Source organism: Amycolatopsis roodepoortensis, from assembly GCF_024628825.1.
GTDB lineage: Bacteria > Actinomycetota > Actinomycetes > Mycobacteriales > Pseudonocardiaceae > Amycolatopsis > Amycolatopsis roodepoortensis.
The window spans coordinates 3,290,536-3,311,597 of the sequence record NZ_CP102415.1 but is presented as its reverse complement, the minus strand read 5'-3'; the positions used below and the strand labels follow the sequence as shown (position 1 = coordinate 3,311,597).

The following is a 21,062-nucleotide window of genomic DNA, read 5'->3' as shown; positions in this document are numbered from 1 at the left end:
AGAATCATGGTAGTTCCCTTGCCGCATCAGCGGATCCGGCTCGATCCGGCGCCGGAGCTCTGGGCGTTGCACCAAGAAGGCCCGCTGCACAGGTACGACACGGAGACGGGGCTGAACGGCCGCAGGCAATGGTTGGTCACCGGGTACGACGAGGTGCGCGAGATCCTCGCCGACGCCACGCGGTTCAGCTCGATGCGGCCGGTCGACGACGAGGCGGACCGCGCCCACCTGCCGGGGATCCTGCAGGCCTACGACCCGCCCGATCACACCCGCCTGCGCGGGACGGTGGCCGGGGCGTTCAGCGTCCGGCGGATCGAGCGGTTGCGGCCGCGGGTCGAGGAAGTCATCGAAGAGGGCCTCGACGATCTGGAGAGCATGGGTTCGCCGATCGACTTCGTCCGGTACGCGGGCTGGCCCATCCCTGCGCTGATCGCCTGCGAGTTCCTCGGAGTCCCGCGTGACGACCAGACCGATCTGTCGCGGATGATCCGGGACAGCAGGGAGAGCCGGATCCCCAAGCAGCGGGCCCAGTCGAGCCTCGGCGTCGTCAACTACTGCGAAAAGCTCGCCGCCCGCGAACGTCGCGATCCCGGCGACGAGCTGATCGGCTTCATCGTGCGCGAGCACGGCGACAAGGTCAGCGACGAGGAACTTTCGGGGCTCGCCGAGGCGATCCTGATCGTGGCCGTCGAGCAGATGGCCGCCCAGCTGGCGATGGCGGTGCTCCTGTTCGCGACGAACCCGGCGCAGCTGTCCTTGCTGCGCGAGCGCCCGGAACTGGTGGACAGCGCGACCGAGGAAGTCCTGCGCTTTCCGACGATCGTCGAGGCGCCCTCTCCCCGGACCGCGCTCGTCGACCTGAACATCGCCGGCTACGAGATCCACGCCGGTGACGTGCTGACCTGTTCGATGCTGGCGGTCAACCGCGCGCTCGGGGACAAGTTCGACATCACCCGGGAGAACAGCCCGGGGCATCTCGCCTTCGGTCACGGCATCCACCACTGTGTCGGGGCGCCGCTGGCGAGGCTCGAACTGCGGGTGGCGCTGCCGATCCTGGCGCGCCGGTTCCCGGCGCTGCGGCTGGCGGTCCCGGAGGAGGAACTGCGGTTCGTGGCGGGCAAACCCGCCCCGTTCAACATCGAGGAGCTCCCCGTTGAGTGGTGAGGACACGCGTCCGCTGCACATCCGCAGGCAGGACCTCGATCCGGCGGACGAGCTGCGCGCCGCCGGGCCGCTGTCGAAGGTCACGGTGGGCACCGGGGCGGACGCCGAAACCATCTGGATGGCCGCGGGACACTCCGTCGTCCGCCAGGTTTTGGGTGACCACAAGCGATTCAGTACCCGGCGCCGCTGGCACGAGCAGGACGAGGTCGGCGGGCAGGGCATCTTCCGGCCGCAGGAGCTCGTCGGCAACCTGATGGATTACGACCCGCCAGAGCACACCCGGATGCGGCAGAAGCTGACCCCGGGATTCACCCTGCGGAAGATGCGGCGCATGGAGCCCTACATCGAGCAGATCGTGACGGAACGGCTCGATGCCATGGAGGACGAGGGATCCCCCGCCGACGTGATCGAACTCGTCGCCGACGAGGTGCCGGGAGCCGTGTTGTGCGAACTGATCGGGGTGCCCCGTGACGACCGCGCCATGTTCCTCAAGCTGTGCCACGGACATCTCGACGCCTCGCTGAGCCAGCGGAGGCGGGCGGCCGCCGGTGAGGCGTTCTCCCGCTACTTGCTGGCGATGATCGCCAGGAACCGCGAGGAGCCCGGCGAAGGGCTGATCGGCGCGGTCGTCGCCGAACACGGCGACGAGGCCACCGACGAGGAACTGCGGGGATTCTGCGTTCAGGTAATGCTGGCCGGTGACGACAACATCTCCGGCATGATCGGCCTCGGTGTGCTGGCTCTCCTGCGGCATCCCGAACAACTCGCCGCGATCCGGGGCGACGGCCAGGCGGCGGATCGGGCGGTCGACGAGCTGATCCGGTACCTCACCGTGCCGTACGCCCCGACACCCCGCACCGCCATGGAGGACGTCGCCATCGGGGACGAGGTCATCAAGGAGGGCGAGACCGTGCTCTGCTCGCTCCCCATGGCGAACCGTGATCCCGCGCTGGTACCGGATCCGGACCGGCTCGATCTCACGCGGGAGCCCGCGCCGCATGTGGCGTTCGGGCACGGGATCCACCACTGTCTCGGCGCTTCGCTGGCGCGGCTCGAACTGCGGACGGTCTTCACGTTGCTGTGGCAGCGTTTTCCGGACCTGAGGCTCGCGGATCCCGAGAAGGACACCATGTTCCGCCTCACCACGCCGGCTTACGGGCTCACGAGCCTGATGGTCGAGTGGTGAGTGAGGGTGGCGGTTAGGCGTCGGTACAGCGGGTCGTGAGTGGCGATTCGGGTTCTAACCCGAATCGCCACTCACGACCCACCGGACCCACCCCGCGCCCGACGTCCATGGCGGCGCTGGACGTCCCGCCCGATCGCGGATGAAGATTGCGGCGCGGCACAACGGCCGGACCGCAGGTCACTGAAGGAGCTTCCATCGGTATGGAGCACGCAATCGACGAGGTCGCGCCGGCCGTGGAGCCGACGGCCAACTACATGATGCGGACGCACTGCGATCCGCACGAGGACATGTTCACGTTGCGGGAGAAGGGCCCGCTGGTCCGGATTCTCGGCGACGCGTCCACGCAGCTCGGCAAGGGCTACGTCTGGCAGGCGCTCGGGTACGACGTCGTGCGCAAGATCCTCGGCGACCACGAGAACTTCACGACGCGGCCCCGGCTCACCGAGGCGGAAGCCGAGCGGACGACGAACGGCGAAGACGTGCCCATGGCGCCGCAGTTCGTCGGCCAGATCTCGACCTACGACCCGCCAGAGCACACGCGGCTGCGGCGGATGCTGACGCCGGAGTTCACCGTCCGGCGGATCCGGCGGCTGGAACCCGCGATCCAGGAACTCATCGACGAACGTCTCGACGAGGTCGAGGCCGAAGGCCCGCCCGCTGACGTACAAGGACTTTTCGCCGACCCGGTGGGCGGCGGTGTCCTTTGTGAACTGCTCGGCATCCCGCGCGACGACCGCAACGAGTTCATCCGGCGGATCCGGCGCAACGTCGATCTCAGCCGCGGATTCAAGGCGAGGGCCGCCGACAGCGCGGCGTTCAACCAGTACCTGCTCGGTCTCATCACCCGCCAGCGCAAGGTTCCCGACGACGGCTTCCTCGGCATGCTCGTCCGCGAGCACGGCGACAACGTCACCGACGACGAGCTGAAGGGCCTGTGCACGGCACTGCTGCTCGGCGGTGTCGAGACCGTCGCGGGAATGCTGGGCTTCGGTGTGCTCGCGCTCCTGGACCACCCGGACCAGAAGCAGATGCTCTTCGAGGGCAAGGAAGAAGCGGATCGCGTCGTCAACGAATTGCTGCGTTACCTCTCGCCCGTGCAGCAGCCGAATCCGCGGATGGCGCTCAGGGACGTCGTCGTCGGCGGACAGCTGATCAAGGCGGGGGATTACGTCCTTTGCTCGATCCTGATGGCGAACCGGGACGAAGCGCTGACGCCGAACCCGAACGTCCTCGACGCGCGGCGCCCGCCGGTTTCGGACGTCGGTTTCGGGCACGGCATCCATTACTGCATCGGCGCCGCGATCGCGAGGTCGGTGCTGCGCATGGCTTATCAGTCCCTGTGGCAGCGGTTCCCCGGGCTGCGCCTGGCGGTGTCCAACGACGAGGTCAAGCTCCGGAACGCGTTCATCGACTGCCCGGATCAATTGCCGGTCACCTGGTAGAGGGGAAGCGAAATGCGCGTGTTGTTGTGGGCGTGTGGCTCACGCGGGGATGTCGAGCCGTTGGTGGCCTTGGCCGCGCGGTTGAAGGAATCCGGCGCCGAGGTGCGGGTGTGCGCGCCACCGGACAGCGCGGAGCGGCTGGCCGAGATCGACGTGCCGCTGGTGCCGGTCGCCCGGCCGGACCGCGGGATGAACGACGGCGAGGGCCGGGATCCCGAGCTCGCCGCCGCCGGGATCGCCGACCAGTTCGACCAGATGCCCGCCGTCGCCGAAGGCTGCGACGTCGTGGTCGCGACCGGTCTGCTGTCCGGCGCCGTCGCGGTGCGATCGGTGGCCGAGAAGCTCGGAATTCCCTACTACTATGTCGCTTTGTGCCCGATCCACCTGCCGAGCCACCTCGACGCGCCGCAACGCGAGATGTACAACCAGGGTGCAGACGGCCTGTTCGGTGACGCGCTCAACGCGAAGCGGGCCGAGATCGGCCTGGCGCCGGTGAAGAACCTCTTCGACTACTGCTCCACCGAAAAGCCTCTGCTGGCCGCGGATCCGATCCTCGCGCCGCTGGAGCCGCGGCACGAGGCCGTGCAGACCGGCGCCTGGATCCTGCCCGACGAACGGCCGCTTCCCGCCGACCTGGAGGCGTTCCTCGCCGCCGGCCCGCCGCCGGTGTACGTCGGTTTCGGCAGCTCGTCCGGCACCGCCGACGCGGCGAAGGTGGCCATCGAGGCGATCCGCGCGAAGGGGCACCGCGTGATCCTTTCGCGTGGCTGGGCCGGTTTGGACCTGCCCGAGGACGAGGACGATTGCTTCGCCGTCGACGAGGTGAACCTCCAAGAGCTGTTCCGGAGGGTCGCCGTCTCCATCCACCACGACGGCACGGGCACGACCCATATCGCCACCCGCGCGGGTTCGCCGCAGATCATCGTGCGGTCGATCGTCGGCCAGCAGTACTACTCCGACCGGGTCGCCGAACTGGGAATCGGGGTCGCCCTCGAAGGGCCCGCCCCGACGTTCGAGGCCATGTCCGCCGCGCTCACCACGGCCTTGGCCCCCGAGACGCGGGCCAAGGCGATCGAGGTCGCCGGCACGATCCCCGCCGACGGGACCGCGGTGGCCGTGGATCTGCTGCGCGACGCGGTCAGCCGGGAAAAGCCGTCGGTTCCCGCCTGAACTGAAAGAACGGGGAATTACGTGAAGCGCGTGTTGCTGGCGACGTCCGGAAGCCGAGGGGACGTCGAGCCGCTGGTGGCATTGGCCGTACGGCTGCGGGAGGCGGGTGCCGAGGTGCGGATGGCCGCGCCACCGGACTCCTCCGAACGGCTGGCCGAGGTCGGTGTCCCGCTGGTACCGGTCGGAGGTTCGACCCGCACCGCGATCAAAGGGGCGAAGCCGCCGTCCCCCGAGGACGGGCCGCGGCTTTCGGCCGAGGCGATGGCCGTCCAGTTCGCCGAGGTCCCGGCGGCCGCCGAGGGATGCGACCTCGTGGTGACGACCGGGATGCTGGCCACCGCGGTCGCCGTCCGGTCCGTGGCGGAGAAACTCGGAATCCCTTACTACTACGGCTTTTACTGCCCACGCTTCATCCCGTCGCCGCATTACGCGCCGCCGCCCCCGCTCGGCGAGCCTCCCGCGCCGGAAGGCACCGACAACCGGGCGCTGTGGGAGCGCAACAGCCGGAGTGCGCTCAACCGTTTCGGCGAGCCGCTCAACAGCCAGCGGGCCGCGATCGGTCTCCCGCCGGTCGAGGACGTCTTCGGGTACGGCTTCACCGATCACCCGCTGCTGGCCGCCGACGCGTCCCTCGCCCCGCTCCAGCCGACGGATCTCGACGTCGTCCAGACCGGTGCTTGGACACTGCCCGACCAGCGGCCGCTGTCCCCGGAACTGGAGGCGTTCCTCGCCGCCGGCCCGCCGCCGGTGTACGTCGGTTTCGGCAGCATGCGTGCCCCCGACGAGGCCGCCAAGGTCGCCATCGAGGCGGTGCGGGCCCACGGCCGCCGCGTGATCATCTCCCGTGGCTGGGCCGATCTCGCGCTGATCGACGACCGGAACGACTGCTTCGCCGCGGGGGAGGGCAACCAACAGCTCCTGTTCGGCCGGGTGGCCGCCGCCGTCCATCACGGCGGCGCGGGCACGACGACCACGGCCACCCGGGCGGGTGTCCCGCAGGTCGTGGTCCCGCAGATCGCGGACCAGCCGTACTTCGCCGGCCGGGTGGCCGAGCTGGGCGTCGGCGTGGCGCACGACGGCCCGACGCCGACCTTCGAGTCCCTGTCGGCCGCGCTCGAAACGGCACTCGCCCCCGGAACCCGGGAGCGGGCGACGGCCGTGGCGGGCACGGTCCGCACCGACGGGGCCGCCGTGGCCGCGAAATTCCTCCTCGACGCGGTCGACCGCGTTTCCGTCTGAAGCCAGGGGTACGAGATGCGTGTGTTGTTGTCGACGACCGGTCTCCGCGGAGACGTCGAACCGGTGGTCGCGCTGGCGGTGCGGTTGCGGGAACTCGGCACCGAGGTGCGGGTGTGCGCGCCGCCGGACACCGCGGGACGGCTGGCCGAGTTCGCCGTCCCGTTCGTCCCCGTCGGGCAGTCGTTGCACGCCATGATGCGAGGGATGACGGAAGGGCCGGAGCCCCGGCGCCCCGCCGACGAGCTCGCCGAGCAGTTCGACGCGGTCCCGGCGGCCGCCGAGGGCTGTGACGTGGTGCTGGCGACCGGCGTCCTCTCTGCCGCCATCGGCGTGCGGTCGGTGGCCGAAAGCCTTGGCATTCCGTACTTCTACGCCGCGTACTGCCCGATTTACCTGCCGTCGCCGTACTATCCGCCGCCCCTGTCGCGGGGCGACGGCCGCCCGCCCGAGGAGGCCATGGACGACAACCGGGCGCTGTGGGACTTCTACAACGAGGTCTTCTCCCGGCGGTACTCGGACGCGCTCAACGGCCGCCGCGCGGCGCTCGGCCTGCCGCCGGTGGAGAACCTCGTCCAGTACGGCTTCACCGAACAGCCCTGGATGGCGGCGGACCCGGTGCTCGCTCCGCCCCGGCCCGAGCTCGGCGCCGTGCAGACCGGCGCGTGGATCCTGCCCGACGAGCGGCCGCTTCCCGCCGGCCTGGAGGCGTTCCTCGCCGCCGGTCCGCCGCCGGTGTACGTCGGTTTCGGCAGCACGCCCGAAATCGCGGACACGGTGAAGCTGGCCGTCGAGGCGATTCGCGCGCAGGGGCACCGGGTGGTCCTCTCGCGGGGCTGGGCGGACATGGCACTGCCCGACGACGGGGCCGACTGCTTCGCCGTCGGAGAGGCGAATCTCCAGGCGCTGTTCGGCCGGGTCGCCGCTGTCGTCCATCACGCCGGCGGGGGCACGACGACGGTCGCCGCGCGAGCCGGTATTCCGCAGGTCGTGCTGCCCCAGATCACCGACCAGCCGTACTTCGCCGAGCAGGTGGACGCGCTGGGTATCGGCGTGGCGTTCGAGGAGTTCGGCCCGGCCCCCACTTTCGATTCCTTGTCCGCTGCGCTCGCGACGGCGCTGTCCCCGGAGACCCGGGCCCGCGCGAAAGCCGTCGCGGGCACGCTCCGCGGCGACGGGACGACCGTGGCCGCCGAGCGCCTGCGTGCCGCCGTCGGCCGCGTTTCCGTCTGACCATCAACCGACCAGGGTGAGGAAAATGTCCGATCTGGCTGCAGCACCGCACGAGAACCGGCAGATGGCGCAGTGGTTCGGCGCCGACGCCGAACGGTACGACCGCGCCCGGCCCACCTACCCCGAAGCACTGGTCGACCGGATCGTCTCGATGAGCCCCGGCAAGAACTTCGTGGACGTCGGCTGCGGCACCGGCCTTTCGTCCCGCCCGTTCCAGGCGGCGGGGTGCACGGTGCTCGGCGTCGAGCCGGACGCGCGGATGGCGGAGGTCGCCCGCAGGCGTGGTCTCGACGTCGAGGTGGCCAAGTTCGAGGATTGGGACCCGGCGGGCCGCACCTTCGACGCGGTCACCTCGGGAACGGCCTGGCACTGGGTGGACCCGTTCGCGGGCGCGGCCAAGGTGGCGGACGTGCTCGCGCCGCATGGCCTGATCGCGTTGTTCGACAACGGTTTCGAGCTGCCGGAGGCCGTCATGACGGCGCAGGGGGAGGCGTACCGGCAGGCCATGCCGGACGTGAAGTTCGAGCCGCCGTCCAAAAAGGACGAAGACGTCGAAGAGTACGTCCAGCAGGTCTACGCAAAGCAGTACGTGAAGGCAGCCGAAGGCATCCTCCGGACCGGCGCGTTCAGCCAGCCGGAGGAACTGCGCTTTGAGTGGTCGCGTGTCTGCACCCGTGACGAGTGGCTGGACCAGATCCCGACACAGGGCGGGCTCAACCACCTCGCGGAAGACGCGCGCGCCCGGTTCCTGGCGTACCTCGGCTCGGCCATCGACGAAATCGGCGGGTCGTTCACCATCAATTACGCCACGGTCGGCATCGCCGCGGTCCGGCGCTGAAGTACACCAGGGGATACGAAATGCGCGTGTTGTTTTGGTCGTACGGAACCCGCGGCGAGGTCGAACCGCTGGTGGCACTGGCACTGCGGTTGCGCGAGCAGGGTGACGAGGTGCGGATGTGCGCGCCTCCCGACTACACCGGGCGGCTGGCCGAGGTGGGCGTGCCGCACGTCGTCGTCGGCAAGCCCGTGCTCGAAGAGGCGGGCAAGCTGGGCGGGCCGCCCGAATCGCCCGAAGCCGCGATCGCGGGGATCGCGGAGCAGTTCGACAAGATTCCGGCGGCCGCCGAGGGCTGTGACGCGGTGGTGGCGACCGGCCTGCTGTCGGGCGCGATCGGTGTCCGTTCGGTGGCGGAGAAGCTGGGTATCCCGTACTTCTACGTCGTACCCTCGCCGTCGCTCGTGCCGTCGCCCGAACACCGGGGCATGTACAACAACGGGGCCGACGGGATGTTCGGCGGCGCGCTCAACGAGCTCCGGGCTTCGATCGGTCTCCCGCCGGTGAAGAACCTGTACGACTTCAGCACCACCGACAAGCCCTTGCTGGCGGCGGATCCGCTCCTGGCACCGGCGGCTGACGGCGTCCGGACCGGTGCGTGGATCCATCCCGACGATCGTCCGCTTTCCGCTGAGCTGGAGGCTTTTCTCGCCGCCGGTCCGGCACCGGTGTACGTCGGCTTCGGCTGTTCGCCCGCTCCCGCCGACATCGCCAAGGTGGCCGTCGAGGCGATCCGTGCCCAGGGGCGCCGGGTCGTTCTTTCCCACGGCTGGGCGGGTTTGACGCTGCCGGACGACGGCGCCGACTGCCTGGCCGTCGGTGAGGAAAACCTGCAAGCGCTCTTCGGCCGCGTGGCGGCCGCGGTCCACCACGGTGGCACCGGCACGACACATGTGGCGGCGCTCGCGGGGGTTCCGCAGGTCGTGGTCCCGCAGATCGCGGACCATCCGCATTTCGCCGCCAAGGTGGCCGAACTCGGCATCGGGGTGGCGCACGACGGACCGAACCCGACGGTCGATTCGCTGTCCGCCGCGCTCGTCACGGCGCTGGCCCCGGAAACGGCGGCGCGCGCGAAAGCCGTCGGCGGCACGATCCGCACCGACGGGACGACGGTGACCGCGGAATTCGTGCGCGCCGAAGTCCGGGCGCTGTCCAGGCTCACAAGTTGAAGCCCGACAAGGCGGTAACCAAAATCAGCACCATGATTCCACGCCGGCTGCTGGCGATCTCCCCGCATTTGGACGACGCGGTCCTTTCCCTCGGCGCGAGCCTCGCCCAAGCGGCGCTGGACGGCGCGGAGGTACTCGTCTACACGGTCTTCGCGGGAACTGCTCCGCCTCCCTATTCCGCGGCGGCGGAACGAATGCACGCGGTCTGGGGGCTTTCCCCGGAGGACGACGCGCCGCTCCATCGCCGCAACGAGGACATCGCCGCGCTCGCTCACCTGGGGCTGGCGTACCGGCACGGCCGGTTCCTCGACTCCATCTACCGGAGGCTGCCGGACGGCCGGTGGCTCACCGATCACGTGGAGGGCGGGCAAAAGCTCGCGGTGGCCCAGGATTCGCCGGGCGACGACGGTCTGGTCGCCGAGATCAGGGACGACATCGAGGCGACCGTCGCGGAGTTCGAGCCGACGCTGATCGTCACGTGCGCGGCCGTCGTCGACCATCCCGACAACCTGGCCACCCGTGACGCCGCGTTGGCGGCGTTCTCCGCCGCACGCGCGAAGAACGTCCCGATACGGCTCTGGGAAGACCTTCCCTATTCGATGTTCAACCCGGGAACGATCGAACTTCCCGCCGGCTTCCGGCTCGGCACTTCCGAATTCGAATCCGCGACGACGGAGACCTGGAAACGGAAACGAGAAGCCGTCGAGTGCTATTCTTCGCAGCTGGCGATGCTCAACGGCAGGAACAAGAATCTGTTCGCAAGGCTGGACGAGCACGCGCGGAAGAACTCGCCGCGGGGCGGATTCGGCGAAACCACCTGGCCCGTTCTCCTCGACGAAAACAACGGTTAAGCGAGGTACCGGAGTGTCCGCAACACTCACCCATCTGCCGTCACCCTCACCGGACCCCGCCCCTGAAGGTGTGCGCGGCCGCTGGGCGTTCTGGCGCTCACCCGCCGATCAGCCGCGGTGGGCCCGGCCGGTGCTGCTGGGCATCGCCTTCGTGGCCTTGGTGCTCTACGCCTGGAACCTGCCGAGGGTCGACTTCGCGCCGTTGTACTCGGACACGGCCAAGAGCATGTCCGAGAGCTGGAAGGCGTTCTTCTACGGCACCGTCGACCCCGGAGCGACGTACACGCTCGACAAACTCGCCGGATCGTTCGCGCCGCAGGCCATCTCGGCCAAGATCTTCGGCTACCACGAATGGTCGCTGGCGCTGCCGCAGGTGATCGAAGGCGTGATCTCGGTACTGGTGCTGTACCGGGTCGTTCGCCGCTGGGCGGGTGTCGTGCCCGGCCTGCTCGCCGCCGGCATCTTCACCCTCACCCCGGTGCTGGCGTCCATGTTCGGGCACAGCATGCAGGACGGCCTGCTCACCATGTGCCTGGTGCTCGCCGTCGACGCCTACCAGCGCGCCGTGCTCGAGGGGCGGCTCCGGTCGCTCGTCTGGGCCGGTGTCTGGGTCGGCATCGGCTTCCAGGCGAAAATGGTGCAGGCGTGGATGATCCTGCCCGCGCTGGCCATCGGCTACCTGCTGAGCGCCCCGGTGGAACTGCGCCGCCGGGTGAAGCATCTCGCGCTCGCCGGTGTGGTGACGCTGGCGGTGTCGCTGTCGTGGATCGCGCTCTACACCTTCACCCCGGACAGCTCTCGTCCGCATATCAGCGGCACCACGAACAACAGCGCGTTCGCCATGGTGTTCGGCTACAACGGTCTCGGCCGCGTCGGGATCCACCTGCCCGGCGCCGAGGACCCCAACGGCCGCGGTGGCCTGCCGTCGCTCGGCCCGGGCGGTCCCGGTGGCGGTCCTGGCGACTTCCCCGGTGGCCCTGGCGGGCCTGGAGGCCCCGAGGGCGGTCCGGGTGACGGCCCCGGTGGGCCCCAGGGCGGTCCGGGTGACGGTCCTGGCGGTGGCCCCGGTGATCCGCAGGGCCCCGGCGGCGGCCAGGGACTGGACGAGAACGGGAACTTCGGGACCAAGCACCAGGACGAGCAGAACGGCGACTTCGGCCCGAAGGCCGAAGGCGGCCAGCCCCTCGGCCCTGGCGGCCCGCAGCCGGACGAGTCCAAAATGGAGACTCGGGCGGATCCGATGGGGGCGACCAAACTGCTCGACGGTCACCTCGGCGTCGCGATCGCCTGGCTGTTCCCGCTCGCCCTCCTGTCCCTGCTGTGCGGGCTCTGGTGGTGGCGCCGCGCCGAGCGCACCGATCCGGTGCGCGGCGGGCTGGTGATGTGGGGCGTCTGGCTGGTGACCTTCCTCTTCGTCTTCAGCGCGAGCGCTGTCGCGCACACCGCGTACGTGGCCTCTCTCGCTCCGGCGATCGCCGCACTTTCGGCGCTCGGCATCGTCACTTTCTGGCGGGCGTACCACACCAGCGGCAGGCAGGGCTGGATCCTGCCGATCGCCATCGCGGCGGAGCTGGCTTGGGGCGCCTGGCTGTGGTCCCATTACCCGAACTTCCTGCCGTGGGCGAAATGGGGCACGCTCGTACTCGGGGTGGCCGCCCTCGTCGTGCTGATCGTGGCTCGAATGCGTGAGAACGCTTCGAAATCACTGGTCACCGCCGCCCTCGCCGTCGGTGTCGCGGCGATGATCGCCGCGCCCGCCACCTATGCCATCTCCGTACTCCATCCCGATTACTCCGGCAGCTCTTTCGACGCCAACGCCGGGCCGGCGTCCGGCTCGTTCTGAGGCGGGCCGGTGTCGTTCTCAACGTCTGCGGAAGTCTCCGCCGGCCGGAAAGGAAAACCGCCGATGCAGGAATCGCTCGACTCCACCGAGGTTCACCGCCGCTTCCAGCTGATCGCCAACGGTCCCGCCCTGTTCAACGCGGTGGTGTCCGGTATCGAGTTGGACATCTTCGACTTCCTGGAAGAGCGCGGCGGTGCCGACGCCGCGGCGCTCGGTGAGTTCACTGGCCTGGAGCCGCACAAGGTGCGCGTCCTGATGCTCGCGCTGACCACGTCGGGCCTGATCGAGAAGCGGGGCGTCGACTATGTGAACCACCCGGTCGCGACCGAACTGCTCGCCACGACCGGACCGGAGAGCTGGCAGCACATCCTGCTCAGCTGGAAGACCATCTACTACCCGGCGTTCGCGCGGATGACCTCCGCGCTGCGCGCCGGCACCAACGAGGCCCTCGACGCCCTCGACGGCCCCGGGGACACGCTGTACGCGCGGCTCGGCAACGACCCGGAGAAGGCGCGGATCTTCTACACGGCGATGTCGGCGTTCTCGCTGCAGACGATGCCGGGCCTGCTGGAGCACATCGACGTCAAGTCGTCGCGGCACCTGCTCGACGTCGGTGGCGGCGACGGGACCACGGCGGCGGCCCTGCTGAAGGCCAACCCCGGCCTCAAGGCCACGCTGCTCGACCTGCCCAGCAGCGTGGAGCTGGCCTCGCAGCGCGTGCCCGCCGAGGTCACCGACAGGCTCACCCTGCACCCGGCCGACCTGCTGACCGACGCTTTCCCCGGCGGCACCGACCACGCTCTGTTCAGCCACGTGCTCGACACCTTCACGGCCGAGCAGTGCGTCATGCTGCTGGCGAAGGCCTACGAGGTGCTGCCTTCCGGCGGGAAGATCTCGATCTACGGCTTCGCGGCCGCGGACGACGAGACCGGCGGCCCGCTGTCCGCGCGGCTTTCGTTGTACCTCAACATTCTCGCCACCGGGCGGGGGATGGCCTGGCCGCAGGCGGAGGCGTCGGCGTGGCTCAAGTCGGTGGGTTGTGTGGACGTGCGCTCGGTGGAGCTGCCGTTCGAGCACGCGCTGGTGACCGGGACCAAGCCCTGATCGGTTGCCCCGCCCGTGTCGCGAAAGCCACTTTCGGGACGTCTGATGTCCCGAAAGTGGCTTTCGCGTCGTGCTCTATCTGCTGCGGAGTACGTGAAGGACCCCTTCACGTACTTGTGACTGGTCCTCTCGTGGCGGGGTGTGTGGAAATAGGGACACTCAACGTCTCTATTTCCACACACCCCTCACGCAAAGTCACCTTCGCGCTTTTCGGCTCGCGAACCCAGGACCCGGAGGGTTGCGAAAGCCACTTTCGCAACCTTCAACGTTGCGAAAGTGGCTTTCGCAACGTCCCGATACACGAAAAGGCCCCCATCCCGAACCGCGGATGGGGGCCTTTCCCGTACCCAGCGACCTCAGGGAAGCCGAGGCGTGATGAGCGCCGCGAGCCGCGCGACGCCTTCCTCGATCAGTTCCGGAGTGAGCAGGCTGATCGACAACCGCAGCTGGTGGAAACCGCCCTTGCCGCCGAAGAAGTGGTGCATCGGCGTGAACAGCACACCGTGGTCGCGCGCGGCGATTTCCAGCAGTTCGTCGTCGACGACGAACGGGACGGTGACGGTGACGAAGAATCCGCCGGTGGGGGTGTTCCAGCTGACGCCGGCGCACGAGCCGAGCCGCCGGTCGAGTTCGCTCAGGGTGAGTCGCAGGTTGCGCTGGTAGATGGCGATTTCCCGCGCGTTCGCCTTGGTGAGGCTGTAGTCGTTGAGCAGGAGCTTCCCGGCGATCACGGCTTGAGCGATGGGGGAGGTGTTCACCGTGAGCATGCCCTTGAGCTTCGAAAGCTGGTCGGCGTACAGGCCGCCGTCGGCCATCCGCTGATCCGCCACCGCGAAGCCGACGCGGGCGCCGGGCATGCCGGTCTTGGCGAAGGAACCGATGTAGACCACGGAGTTCGACCGGTCGAGGGATTTCAGCGAGGGCAGCCGCTCGGAGCCGAACAGGCCGTACGCGTTGTCCTCCAGGAGCAGGATCCCGTTCTGCTCGGCGACGTCGAGGAGCCGATGCCGCGAGGGCAGATCCATGCTGGTGCCGGTGGGGTTGGCGAAGTTGGGGGTCACGTAGCAGGCGCGCACCCGCTTGCCCTGCTCGTCGGCCCGCTTCAGCTGGAGGACGAGGTCGTCGGGGTCGATGCCGTTTTCGGTCGAGCGCACCGGCCACACGGGGGTGTCGGTGAGCAGCGCGGCGCCGGTCAGCCCGACGTAGGTGGGGGCGGGCGCGAGCAGGACGTCGCGGTCGCCCGCGCGCAGGGTGCGCAGGAGCAGGAACATGGCCTCCTGGGCGCCGACGGTGACGACGACGGATTCCGGGGCGGCGTCGATGTTCTCGTCTTCGGCGATGTTCTTCGCGATGAGGTCGGCGATGACGCCCTTGGTGGTGCCGTATTGGAAGAGCGTGCGGGTCACCCCCGCCTCGTCCAGTTTCCGATCTTCGCGCAGATGTGCGCAATAGGCGTCGATGTACTCGTGGATGAGCCGGATGTCGAAGAACTCTTCGTACGGCCGGCCTGCCGCCATGGAAATGGCCACAGGGTATTCGTCGATCAGTTCGTTGAGCAGATTCATCGACGAGATGGCCGGATCGGTGAGCGATCCATGCAGCGTTTCCACGTTCCAGTGAGTGGACAGACCGTTTGAATCCATGAATACTAGGATTTCCATACGCCGTTGAGGTGTCAAGAACGGGCCGTGGACGCCATTTCGGCGATAATGTCCATCGTCGAATGGTCCGGACACTCGATCCCCGAAGGTACGGTCGGATCCGCGCCGCACCATCGAATCCCGGCGCAGCGGCCATTTTCCCGGAGGAACATCATGCTGATGACAACCGAGAACGGGATCCGGTTGTCCTACAACGACTGTGGTGACGGCCCGCCCGTTCTTCTGCTGACCGGCACCGGTGCGCCGAGTTCGGTGTGGGACCTCCATCAGGTACCCGCGCTCCGCTCGGCCGGTTTCCGGGTGATCACCATGGACAACCGCGGGATCCCGCCGAGCGACGACGGCGCGGGCGGGTTCACGATCGCGGATCTCGTCGACGACGTGGCATCCCTGATCGAGTACCTGGACGCGGTGCCCTGCCGGGTGGTCGGCACGTCGATGGGTTCGTACATCGCGCAGGAACTCGCGCTCGCCCAACCGGAACTGCTGGATTCGGTCGTGCTGATGGCGGCCTGCGGCAAGAGCAGTGTCGTCCAGCGGGAGCTCGCCGAGGGCGAGGCACAGCTGATCGAGCAGGGGATCGAGCTGCCGCCCGGTTTCCTCGCCGCCGTCCGTGCCATGCACAACCTGGGGCCCGCGACACTCGCCGACGACGACGCCGCGGCCGACTGGCTCGACCTGTTCGCGGCGTCGAGTGCTTGGGGGCCCGGCGTCCGGGCACAGCTGCTGGTGAGCGCGCTGCCGGACCGGCTGGGCGCCTACCAGGCGATCAAGGTGCCCTGTCACGTCATCTCGTTCGAGCACGACCTCGTGGCGCCACCCGCCGGCGGACTGGAGCTGGCCTCCGCGATCCCCGGCGCGACCTACCGCACGATCCCCGAGTGCGGGCATTTCGGTTACCTGGAGAACCCGGAAGCGGTGAACCGCGAGCTGATCCGGTTCCTCCGCGCCGGATCGCGCGAGACACTGGGAGAGACCGTATGACCGTCCTTTCGGCGGCCACGACACCCGATCTGTTCGAGGCGACCGCGGCCGTCCTGCCGGATCGGCAGGCGGTGGCGATGGACACCACCACCCTCACCTACGCCGAGCTGAACGGCGAGGCCAACCGGCTCGCCCGGCGGCTCGTCGCGCACGGCGTCGGCCCGGAGCGGCTCGTCGCGCTGGCGATGCCGAGGTCGATCGAGTTCGTCATCGCGATCCTGGCCGTGCACAAGGCAGGCGCCGCGTACGTCCCGGTCGACCCGGACTATCCGGAGGAACGCAAGCGCCAGATGCTGGACGACGCGGCGGCGCACTGCCTGCTGTGCCTGCCGGGGCAGGACGTGGACGGCGCCCCCGTCGTCCTGAGCGTGGAACGGGAACCCGGGCTGTCCGAGCCGAACCTGGACGACGAGGAGCGCATCAGCCCCCTGCGTCCCGACCACCCGGCGTACGTCATCTACACCTCAGGCTCGACGGGACGGCCGAAGGGCGTGCTGGTCACGCACCGCGGCATCCCGAACCTGGCCGACGACTACGTGCGCCGCCAGGAACTGGGGCCGGACAGCAGGTTGCTGGCCTTCGCCTCGCCGAGTTTCGACGCCGCCGTCGCCGAGTTCTGGCCGATCTGGCAGGCGGGTGGCTGCCTGGTGCTGGCCTCCGCGCCGGATCTGGTCCCCGGCGAGCCGCTTTCCCGCCTCGTGCGCGAACAGCGCATCACGCATGTCACGTTGCCACCGTCGGCGCTGGCGCCGCTGGAGGAGTCGGGCGGCCTGCCCACCGGGCTGACGCTGCTGGTCGCCGGTGAGGCGTGCCCGGCCCCGGTCGCGAAGCGCTGGGCGGTGGACCGCGTGATGATCAACGCCTACGGCCCGACCGAGACCACGGTCGCGGTCACCGCGAGCGAGCCGCTGACCGGTGAGGAGACGCCGCCGATCGGCAGGCCGATCACCGGTGTCCGCACCTATGTCCTGGACGACAGGCTGCGGCCGGTCGAGGACGGGGACGTCGGCGAGCTGTACACGGTGGGGCCCGGCCTGGCCCGTGGTTATCTCCGGAGGGCGGCCGCGACCGCGGAACGGTTCCTGCCGGATCCCTTCGGCACCCCGGGCGGCCGCATGTACCGCACCGGGGACCGGGTCCGCACGCGCGCGGACGGCCAGTACGTCTTCGTCGGCCGGGTGGACGACCAGCTGAAGGTGCGCGGCCACCGGATCGAACCGGGCGAGGTCGAGGCCGCGCTGCTGGCGGTCGACGGGGTGGCCCAGGCCGTGGTGACCGAGCACGAGAACCGGCTCGTCGCCTACGTGGTCGGCACCGGCGGCGAGCGCGTCCCCGCCGAACGCATCCTGACGCCGCTTCGCGCGCAGCTGCCCGGATATCTCGTGCCCGACGTGATCGTCGGGTTGCCCAGCCTGCCGGTCTCGCCCAACGGCAAGATCGACCGGGTCGCCCTGCCCACGCCCGAAGAGGAGCACGCCGGGCGCGCCGCGGCGGGCCGGGAACCGCTCACTCCGACGGAGATCATCCTGGTCGAGCTGTTCGCCGAGGTGCTCGGCGTCAGCAGCGTCGGCGTGGACGACAGCTTCTTCGAGATCGGCGGCCATTCGCTGCTCGCCACCCGGCTCGTGAGCCGGATCCGGGAACGCCTGAAGATCCGGCTGAGGGTGCAGGCGTTCTTCGACGCGCCGACGGTGGCCCGGCTGGCCAAGGTGCTCGACGGCGCCCACACCTGACCTGGAGACCAGTCATGCAGACGACGACAGCCGTCGACCTCGGAAATCCCGACCTCTACACGACTCTGGACCGGCACGGCCGGTGGCGCGAGTACGCGGCGGAAGACGCGATGGTGTGGAGCGAGCCGGGCAGCTCGCCCGGTGGGTTCTGGTCCGTGTTCTCGCATCGTGCGTGCGCCGCGGTGCTCGGGCCGTCGGCCCCGTTCACCTCCGAATACGGGATGATGATCGGCTTCGACCGCGAGCATCCCGACAACTCGGGCGGCCAGATGATGGTGGTCTCCGAACAGGACCAGCACCGGAAGCTACGCAAGCTGGTCGGGCCGCTGCTTTCGAGGGCGGCGGCGCGCAAGCTCTCGGAGCGGGTGCGGGCGGAGGTGTCCGCCGTCCTGGACCGGGTGCTCGACGGCGACGTGTGCGACGTCGCCGCGGCGATCGGCCCGCGGATCCCCGCCGCCGTCGTCTGCGAAATCCTCGGCGTGCCCGCCGAAGACCAGGACATGCTCATCGACCTGACCAATCACGCGTTCGGCGGCGAGGACGAGCTGTTCGACGGGATGACGCCGCGTCAGGCGCATACCGAGATCCTCGTCTATTTCGACGAACTGATCACCGCGCGCCGGGAGAGCCCTGGCGACGACCTCGTCAGCACTTTGCTTTCCGACGACGAGCTGTCGATCGACGACGTGTTGCTCAACTGCGACAACGTGTTGATCGGCGGCAACGAGACGACGCGCCACGCGATCACCGGCGCGGTGCACGCTTTCGCCACCGTGCCGGGGCTTCTGGCGCAGGTGCGGGACGGCGACGTGGACGTCGACACCGTCGTGGACGAGGTGCTGCGCTGGACCTCACCCGCGATGCACGTCCTGCGGGTGACGACCGGGGAGGTCACCCTCAACGGCCGCGACCTGGAGCCGGGGACGCCGGTGGTCGCGTGGCTGCCCGCGGCGAACCGGGATCCCGCCGTGTTCGAGGATCCCGACACGTTCCGCCCCGGGCGGAAACCCAATCGGCACATCGCTTTCGGCCACGGAATGCACCACTGCCTCGGGTCCGCGCTCGCGCGGATCGAGCTGGCGGTCGTGCTGCGGGAAGTGGCCGCACGAGTGTCGCGAGTGGAGCTCACGAAGGAGCCGTCCTGGTTGCGGGCGGTCGTCGTGCAGGGGTACCGGGAGCTCCCGGTGCGGTTCACGGGCCGCTGACCGTCCTATTAGGACCATCTGTCAAGCGGACAGCATTGATGCGTAGTCGGCTTCGCGCCATTCTTGCCATGAGGATCACATCTATTCCACGGAGGAATGTCTTGTCTGCTCACGAAAACACGCAGAATTTCGAGATCGACCATGTGGAGATGTACGTGGCCGACCTCGAGGCCGCCGCGTCCGGATGGATGGACAGGTACGACTTCTCCGTCGCGGCCACGGACCGGTCGGAGGACCACCGGAGCGTGACGCTGCGGCACGCCGGGATCGCGCTGGTCCTCACCGAGCCGCTGACCGACCGGCACCCGGGCGCGACCTACCTGCAGACCCACGGCGAGGGCGTGGCGGACATCGCGCTGCGCACCCCCGACGTGGCCGCCGCCTTCGAGACCGCGGTGAAGGCAGGCGCGCAGCCCATCCGCGAGCCGGAGAAGCGCGCGGACTCGGTCACGGCCACCGTCAGCGGTTTCGGCGATGTCGTGCACACCCTGATCCAGAGCGACGGCACCGGGGAAGCGCCGGAAGCCTTCCGCGGCAAGGGTGGCGTGGACCTGAACGAGATCGACCACTTCGCGGTCTGCCTGAACGCCGGCGACCTCGCGTCCACGGTGGCGTTCTACGAGCGCGCCCTCGGGTTCAAGCAGATCTTCGAAGAGCACATCGTGGTCGGTGCCCAGGCGATGAACTCCACCGTCGTGCAGAGCACGTCGGGTGCGGTCACCCTCACCCTGATCGAGCCCGACAAGACCGCCGACCCCGGTCAGATCGACGACTTCATCAAGGAGCACCACGGCTCCGGCGTCCAGCACATCGCGTTCACCAGCCCGGACGCGGTCCGCGCGGTCAAGGAGCTTTCCGCGCGGGGCGTGGAATTCCTGAAGACCCCGGACACCTATTACGACCTGCTCGGCGAGCGGATCGAGCTGGAGACGCACTCGCTGGACGACCTGCGCGAGACGAAGCTGCTCGCCGACGAGGACCACGGCGGCCAGCTGTTCCAGATCTTCACCGCCTCGACCCACCCGCGCAAGACGATCTTCTTCGAGATCATCGAGCGCCAGGGTGCGGGCACTTTCGGCAGCTCCAACATCAAGGCCCTGTACGAAGCCGTGGAGCTGGAGCGCACCGGCCAGAGCAAGCTGGGCCCCGCCCAGCGATGACCCCCCTCTGCCTGGACGACCTCGAACGTGCCGCGCGGGCGGCCCTCCCCGGCGAGATCTGGGATTTTCTCGCCGGGGGCAGCGGGGCCGAGTCCTCGCTGGAGGCCAATCGCACCGCGCTGGAGCGGATCTTCGTGATCCCCCGGATGCTGCGCGAACTCTCCGGTGGCACCACCGAGGCCGAGGTCCTCGGCCGGCGTGCCGCACTTCCCGTGGCGGTCGCGCCGGTCGCGTACCAGCGGTTGTTCCATCCCGAGGGTGAGCTCGCGGCGGCCCGTGCGGCGCGGGACGCCGGCGTGCCGTACACCATCTGCACGCTCAGCAGTGTCCCGCTGGAGGAGGTCGCGGCCGTCGGTGGACGGCCGTGGTTCCAGCTTTACTGGCTGCGCGACGAAAAGCGGTCGCTGGAGCTCGTGCACCGCGCGGAGGACGCGGGCTGCGAGGCGATCGTGTTCACCGTCGACGTCCCGTGGATGGGACGGCGGCTGCGGGACATGCGGAACGGTTTCGCGTTGCCGGAATCGGTGACGGCGGCCAACTTCGACGCCGGTGCGGCCGCGCATCGCCGTACCGAAGGGCTTTCGGCCGTCGCCGACCACACCGCGCGCGAATTCGCCCCGGCCACTTGGGAATCCATCGAGGCCGTCCGTGCGCACACGGACCTTCCGGTGGTGCTCAAGGGGATCCTCGCGGTCGAGGACGCCGTGCGGGCCGTCGACGCGGGAGCCGCCGGGATCGTGGTGTCCAACCACGGAGGCCGTCAGTTGGACGGCGCCGTACCGGGGATCACGATGCTGGGCGAGATCGCGGACGCGGTCTCCGGCGGCTGCGAAGTGTTGCTGGACGGCGGGATCCGGACCGGCGGGGACGTGCTCAAGGCGATCGCCCTTGGCGCGTCCGGTGTGCTGGTCGGACGGCCGGTCATGTGGGGGCTCGCCGCGGACGGCCAGGAGGGCGCCCGGCAGGTGCTCGACCTGCTCGCCGTCGAACTCCGGAACGCGATGGGCCTGGCGGGCTGCGATTCGGTGCGCGCGATCCGGCGGCTGAGCACTCGGTACAGCGGGTCGTGAGTGGCGTTTCGGGTTC

At 69.4% G+C, this 21,062-nt stretch carries 17 protein-coding genes; 16 read left to right on the top strand and 1 reads right to left on the bottom strand.

What is annotated here, in order from left to right; genetic code table 11:
- Window positions 1–6: 6 nt before the first annotated feature.
- From NQK81_RS15485 to NQK81_RS15435, 11 genes are all read left to right on the top strand, one after another.
- Window positions 7–1,164 (top strand): cytochrome P450, encoded by a 1,158-nt coding sequence (locus NQK81_RS15485; RefSeq protein ID WP_257488765.1) that lies wholly within the window; start codon window positions 7–9, stop codon window positions 1,162–1,164.
- The gene (locus NQK81_RS15480) at window positions 1,154–2,350 is read left to right on the top strand and encodes a cytochrome P450 (RefSeq protein ID WP_257488764.1); all 1,197 of its coding nucleotides are present in this window, start codon (window positions 1,154–1,156) and stop codon (window positions 2,348–2,350) included. Before NQK81_RS15485 ends, NQK81_RS15480 begins: the two co-directional genes overlap by 11 nt.
- Window positions 2,351–2,550: 200 nt before the next feature.
- Window positions 2,551–3,792: a cytochrome P450 gene (locus NQK81_RS15475; RefSeq protein WP_257488763.1), complete on the top strand. Its 1,242-nt coding sequence runs from the start codon at window positions 2,551–2,553 to the stop codon at window positions 3,790–3,792.
- 12 nt (window positions 3,793–3,804) lie between these two features.
- Window positions 3,805–4,962 (top strand): glycosyltransferase, encoded by a 1,158-nt coding sequence (locus NQK81_RS15470; RefSeq protein WP_257488762.1) that lies wholly within the window; start codon window positions 3,805–3,807, stop codon window positions 4,960–4,962.
- A gap of 21 nt (window positions 4,963–4,983) precedes the next feature.
- Window positions 4,984–6,201, top strand: a complete 1,218-nt coding sequence (locus tag NQK81_RS15465; protein ID WP_257488761.1) for a glycosyltransferase — start codon at window positions 4,984–4,986, stop codon at window positions 6,199–6,201.
- Between the two features lie 15 nt (window positions 6,202–6,216).
- Window positions 6,217–7,431, top strand: a complete 1,215-nt coding sequence (locus NQK81_RS15460; protein WP_257488760.1) for a glycosyltransferase — start codon at window positions 6,217–6,219, stop codon at window positions 7,429–7,431.
- Between the two features lie 64 nt (window positions 7,432–7,495).
- Window positions 7,496–8,269, top strand: a complete 774-nt coding sequence (locus tag NQK81_RS15455; RefSeq protein WP_443092898.1) for a class I SAM-dependent methyltransferase — start codon at window positions 7,496–7,498, stop codon at window positions 8,267–8,269.
- A 20-nt stretch (window positions 8,270–8,289) separates the two neighbouring features.
- Window positions 8,290–9,435, top strand: a complete 1,146-nt coding sequence (locus NQK81_RS15450) for a glycosyltransferase (protein ID WP_257488758.1) — start codon at window positions 8,290–8,292, stop codon at window positions 9,433–9,435.
- Between the two features lie 32 nt (window positions 9,436–9,467).
- Window positions 9,468–10,286 (top strand): PIG-L deacetylase family protein, encoded by an 819-nt coding sequence (locus NQK81_RS15445; protein ID WP_257488757.1) that lies wholly within the window; start codon window positions 9,468–9,470, stop codon window positions 10,284–10,286.
- A gap of 13 nt (window positions 10,287–10,299) precedes the next feature.
- Window positions 10,300–12,129, top strand: coding sequence for an ArnT family glycosyltransferase (locus tag NQK81_RS15440; protein ID WP_257488756.1), 1,830 nt, complete (start codon window positions 10,300–10,302; stop codon window positions 12,127–12,129).
- Window positions 12,130–12,192: 63 nt separating this feature from the next.
- Window positions 12,193–13,233, top strand: a complete 1,041-nt coding sequence (locus NQK81_RS15435) for a methyltransferase (RefSeq protein ID WP_192746246.1) — start codon at window positions 12,193–12,195, stop codon at window positions 13,231–13,233.
- Between the two features lie 356 nt (window positions 13,234–13,589).
- Here NQK81_RS15435 and NQK81_RS15430 read toward each other — a convergent pair whose 3' ends face one another.
- Complete coding sequence (locus NQK81_RS15430) at window positions 13,590–14,876, bottom strand: aminotransferase-like domain-containing protein (protein ID WP_257488755.1); 1,287 nt, start codon at window positions 14,874–14,876, stop codon at window positions 13,590–13,592.
- A gap of 171 nt (window positions 14,877–15,047) precedes the next feature.
- Between NQK81_RS15430 and NQK81_RS15425 the strand changes: the two genes are divergently transcribed.
- The 5 genes from NQK81_RS15425 to NQK81_RS15405 all read left to right on the top strand — a co-directional run bounded on the left by NQK81_RS15425 (window position 15,048) and on the right by NQK81_RS15405 (window position 21,046).
- On the top strand, window positions 15,048–15,878 hold the full coding sequence (locus NQK81_RS15425; protein WP_257488754.1) for an alpha/beta fold hydrolase: 831 nt from the start codon (window positions 15,048–15,050) through the stop codon (window positions 15,876–15,878).
- Complete coding sequence (locus NQK81_RS15420; RefSeq protein WP_257488753.1) at window positions 15,875–17,611, top strand: amino acid adenylation domain-containing protein; 1,737 nt, start codon at window positions 15,875–15,877, stop codon at window positions 17,609–17,611. The genes NQK81_RS15425 and NQK81_RS15420 overlap by 4 nt, the downstream gene beginning before the upstream one ends.
- A 14-nt stretch (window positions 17,612–17,625) precedes the next feature.
- Entirely contained in the window at window positions 17,626–18,816 is a 1,191-nt protein-coding gene (locus NQK81_RS15415) for a cytochrome P450 (RefSeq protein ID WP_257488752.1), read from the top strand.
- 101 nt (window positions 18,817–18,917) lie between these two features.
- Window positions 18,918–19,976, top strand: a complete 1,059-nt coding sequence (hppD, locus tag NQK81_RS15410) for a 4-hydroxyphenylpyruvate dioxygenase (protein ID WP_257488751.1) — start codon at window positions 18,918–18,920, stop codon at window positions 19,974–19,976.
- The gene (locus NQK81_RS15405; RefSeq protein WP_257488750.1) at window positions 19,973–21,046 is read left to right on the top strand and encodes an alpha-hydroxy acid oxidase; all 1,074 of its coding nucleotides are present in this window, start codon (window positions 19,973–19,975) and stop codon (window positions 21,044–21,046) included. Before hppD ends, NQK81_RS15405 begins: the two co-directional genes overlap by 4 nt.
- Window positions 21,047–21,062: the final 16 nt, after the last annotated feature.

Coding starts and splice junctions, on each gene's coding strand:
- NQK81_RS15475 (WP_257488763.1), top strand. CDS start 2,551: ATGGAGCACGCAATCGACGAGGTCGCGCCGGCCGTGGAGCCGACGGCC.
- NQK81_RS15455 (WP_443092898.1), top strand. CDS start 7,496: ATGGCGCAGTGGTTCGGCGCCGACGCCGAACGGTACGACCGCGCCCGG.
- NQK81_RS15460 (WP_257488760.1), top strand. CDS start 6,217: ATGCGTGTGTTGTTGTCGACGACCGGTCTCCGCGGAGACGTCGAACCG.
- NQK81_RS15485 (WP_257488765.1), top strand. CDS start 7: ATGGTAGTTCCCTTGCCGCATCAGCGGATCCGGCTCGATCCGGCGCCG.
- NQK81_RS15405 (WP_257488750.1), top strand. CDS start 19,973: ATGACCCCCCTCTGCCTGGACGACCTCGAACGTGCCGCGCGGGCGGCC.
- NQK81_RS15435 (WP_192746246.1), top strand. CDS start 12,193: ATGCAGGAATCGCTCGACTCCACCGAGGTTCACCGCCGCTTCCAGCTG.
- NQK81_RS15450 (WP_257488758.1), top strand. CDS start 8,290: ATGCGCGTGTTGTTTTGGTCGTACGGAACCCGCGGCGAGGTCGAACCG.
- NQK81_RS15420 (WP_257488753.1), top strand. CDS start 15,875: ATGACCGTCCTTTCGGCGGCCACGACACCCGATCTGTTCGAGGCGACC.
- NQK81_RS15415 (WP_257488752.1), top strand. CDS start 17,626: ATGCAGACGACGACAGCCGTCGACCTCGGAAATCCCGACCTCTACACG.
- NQK81_RS15470 (WP_257488762.1), top strand. CDS start 3,805: ATGCGCGTGTTGTTGTGGGCGTGTGGCTCACGCGGGGATGTCGAGCCG.
- NQK81_RS15445 (WP_257488757.1), top strand. CDS start 9,468: ATGATTCCACGCCGGCTGCTGGCGATCTCCCCGCATTTGGACGACGCG.
- NQK81_RS15425 (WP_257488754.1), top strand. CDS start 15,048: ATGCTGATGACAACCGAGAACGGGATCCGGTTGTCCTACAACGACTGT.
- NQK81_RS15430 (WP_257488755.1), bottom strand. CDS start 14,876: ATGGATTCAAACGGTCTGTCCACTCACTGGAACGTGGAAACGCTGCAT.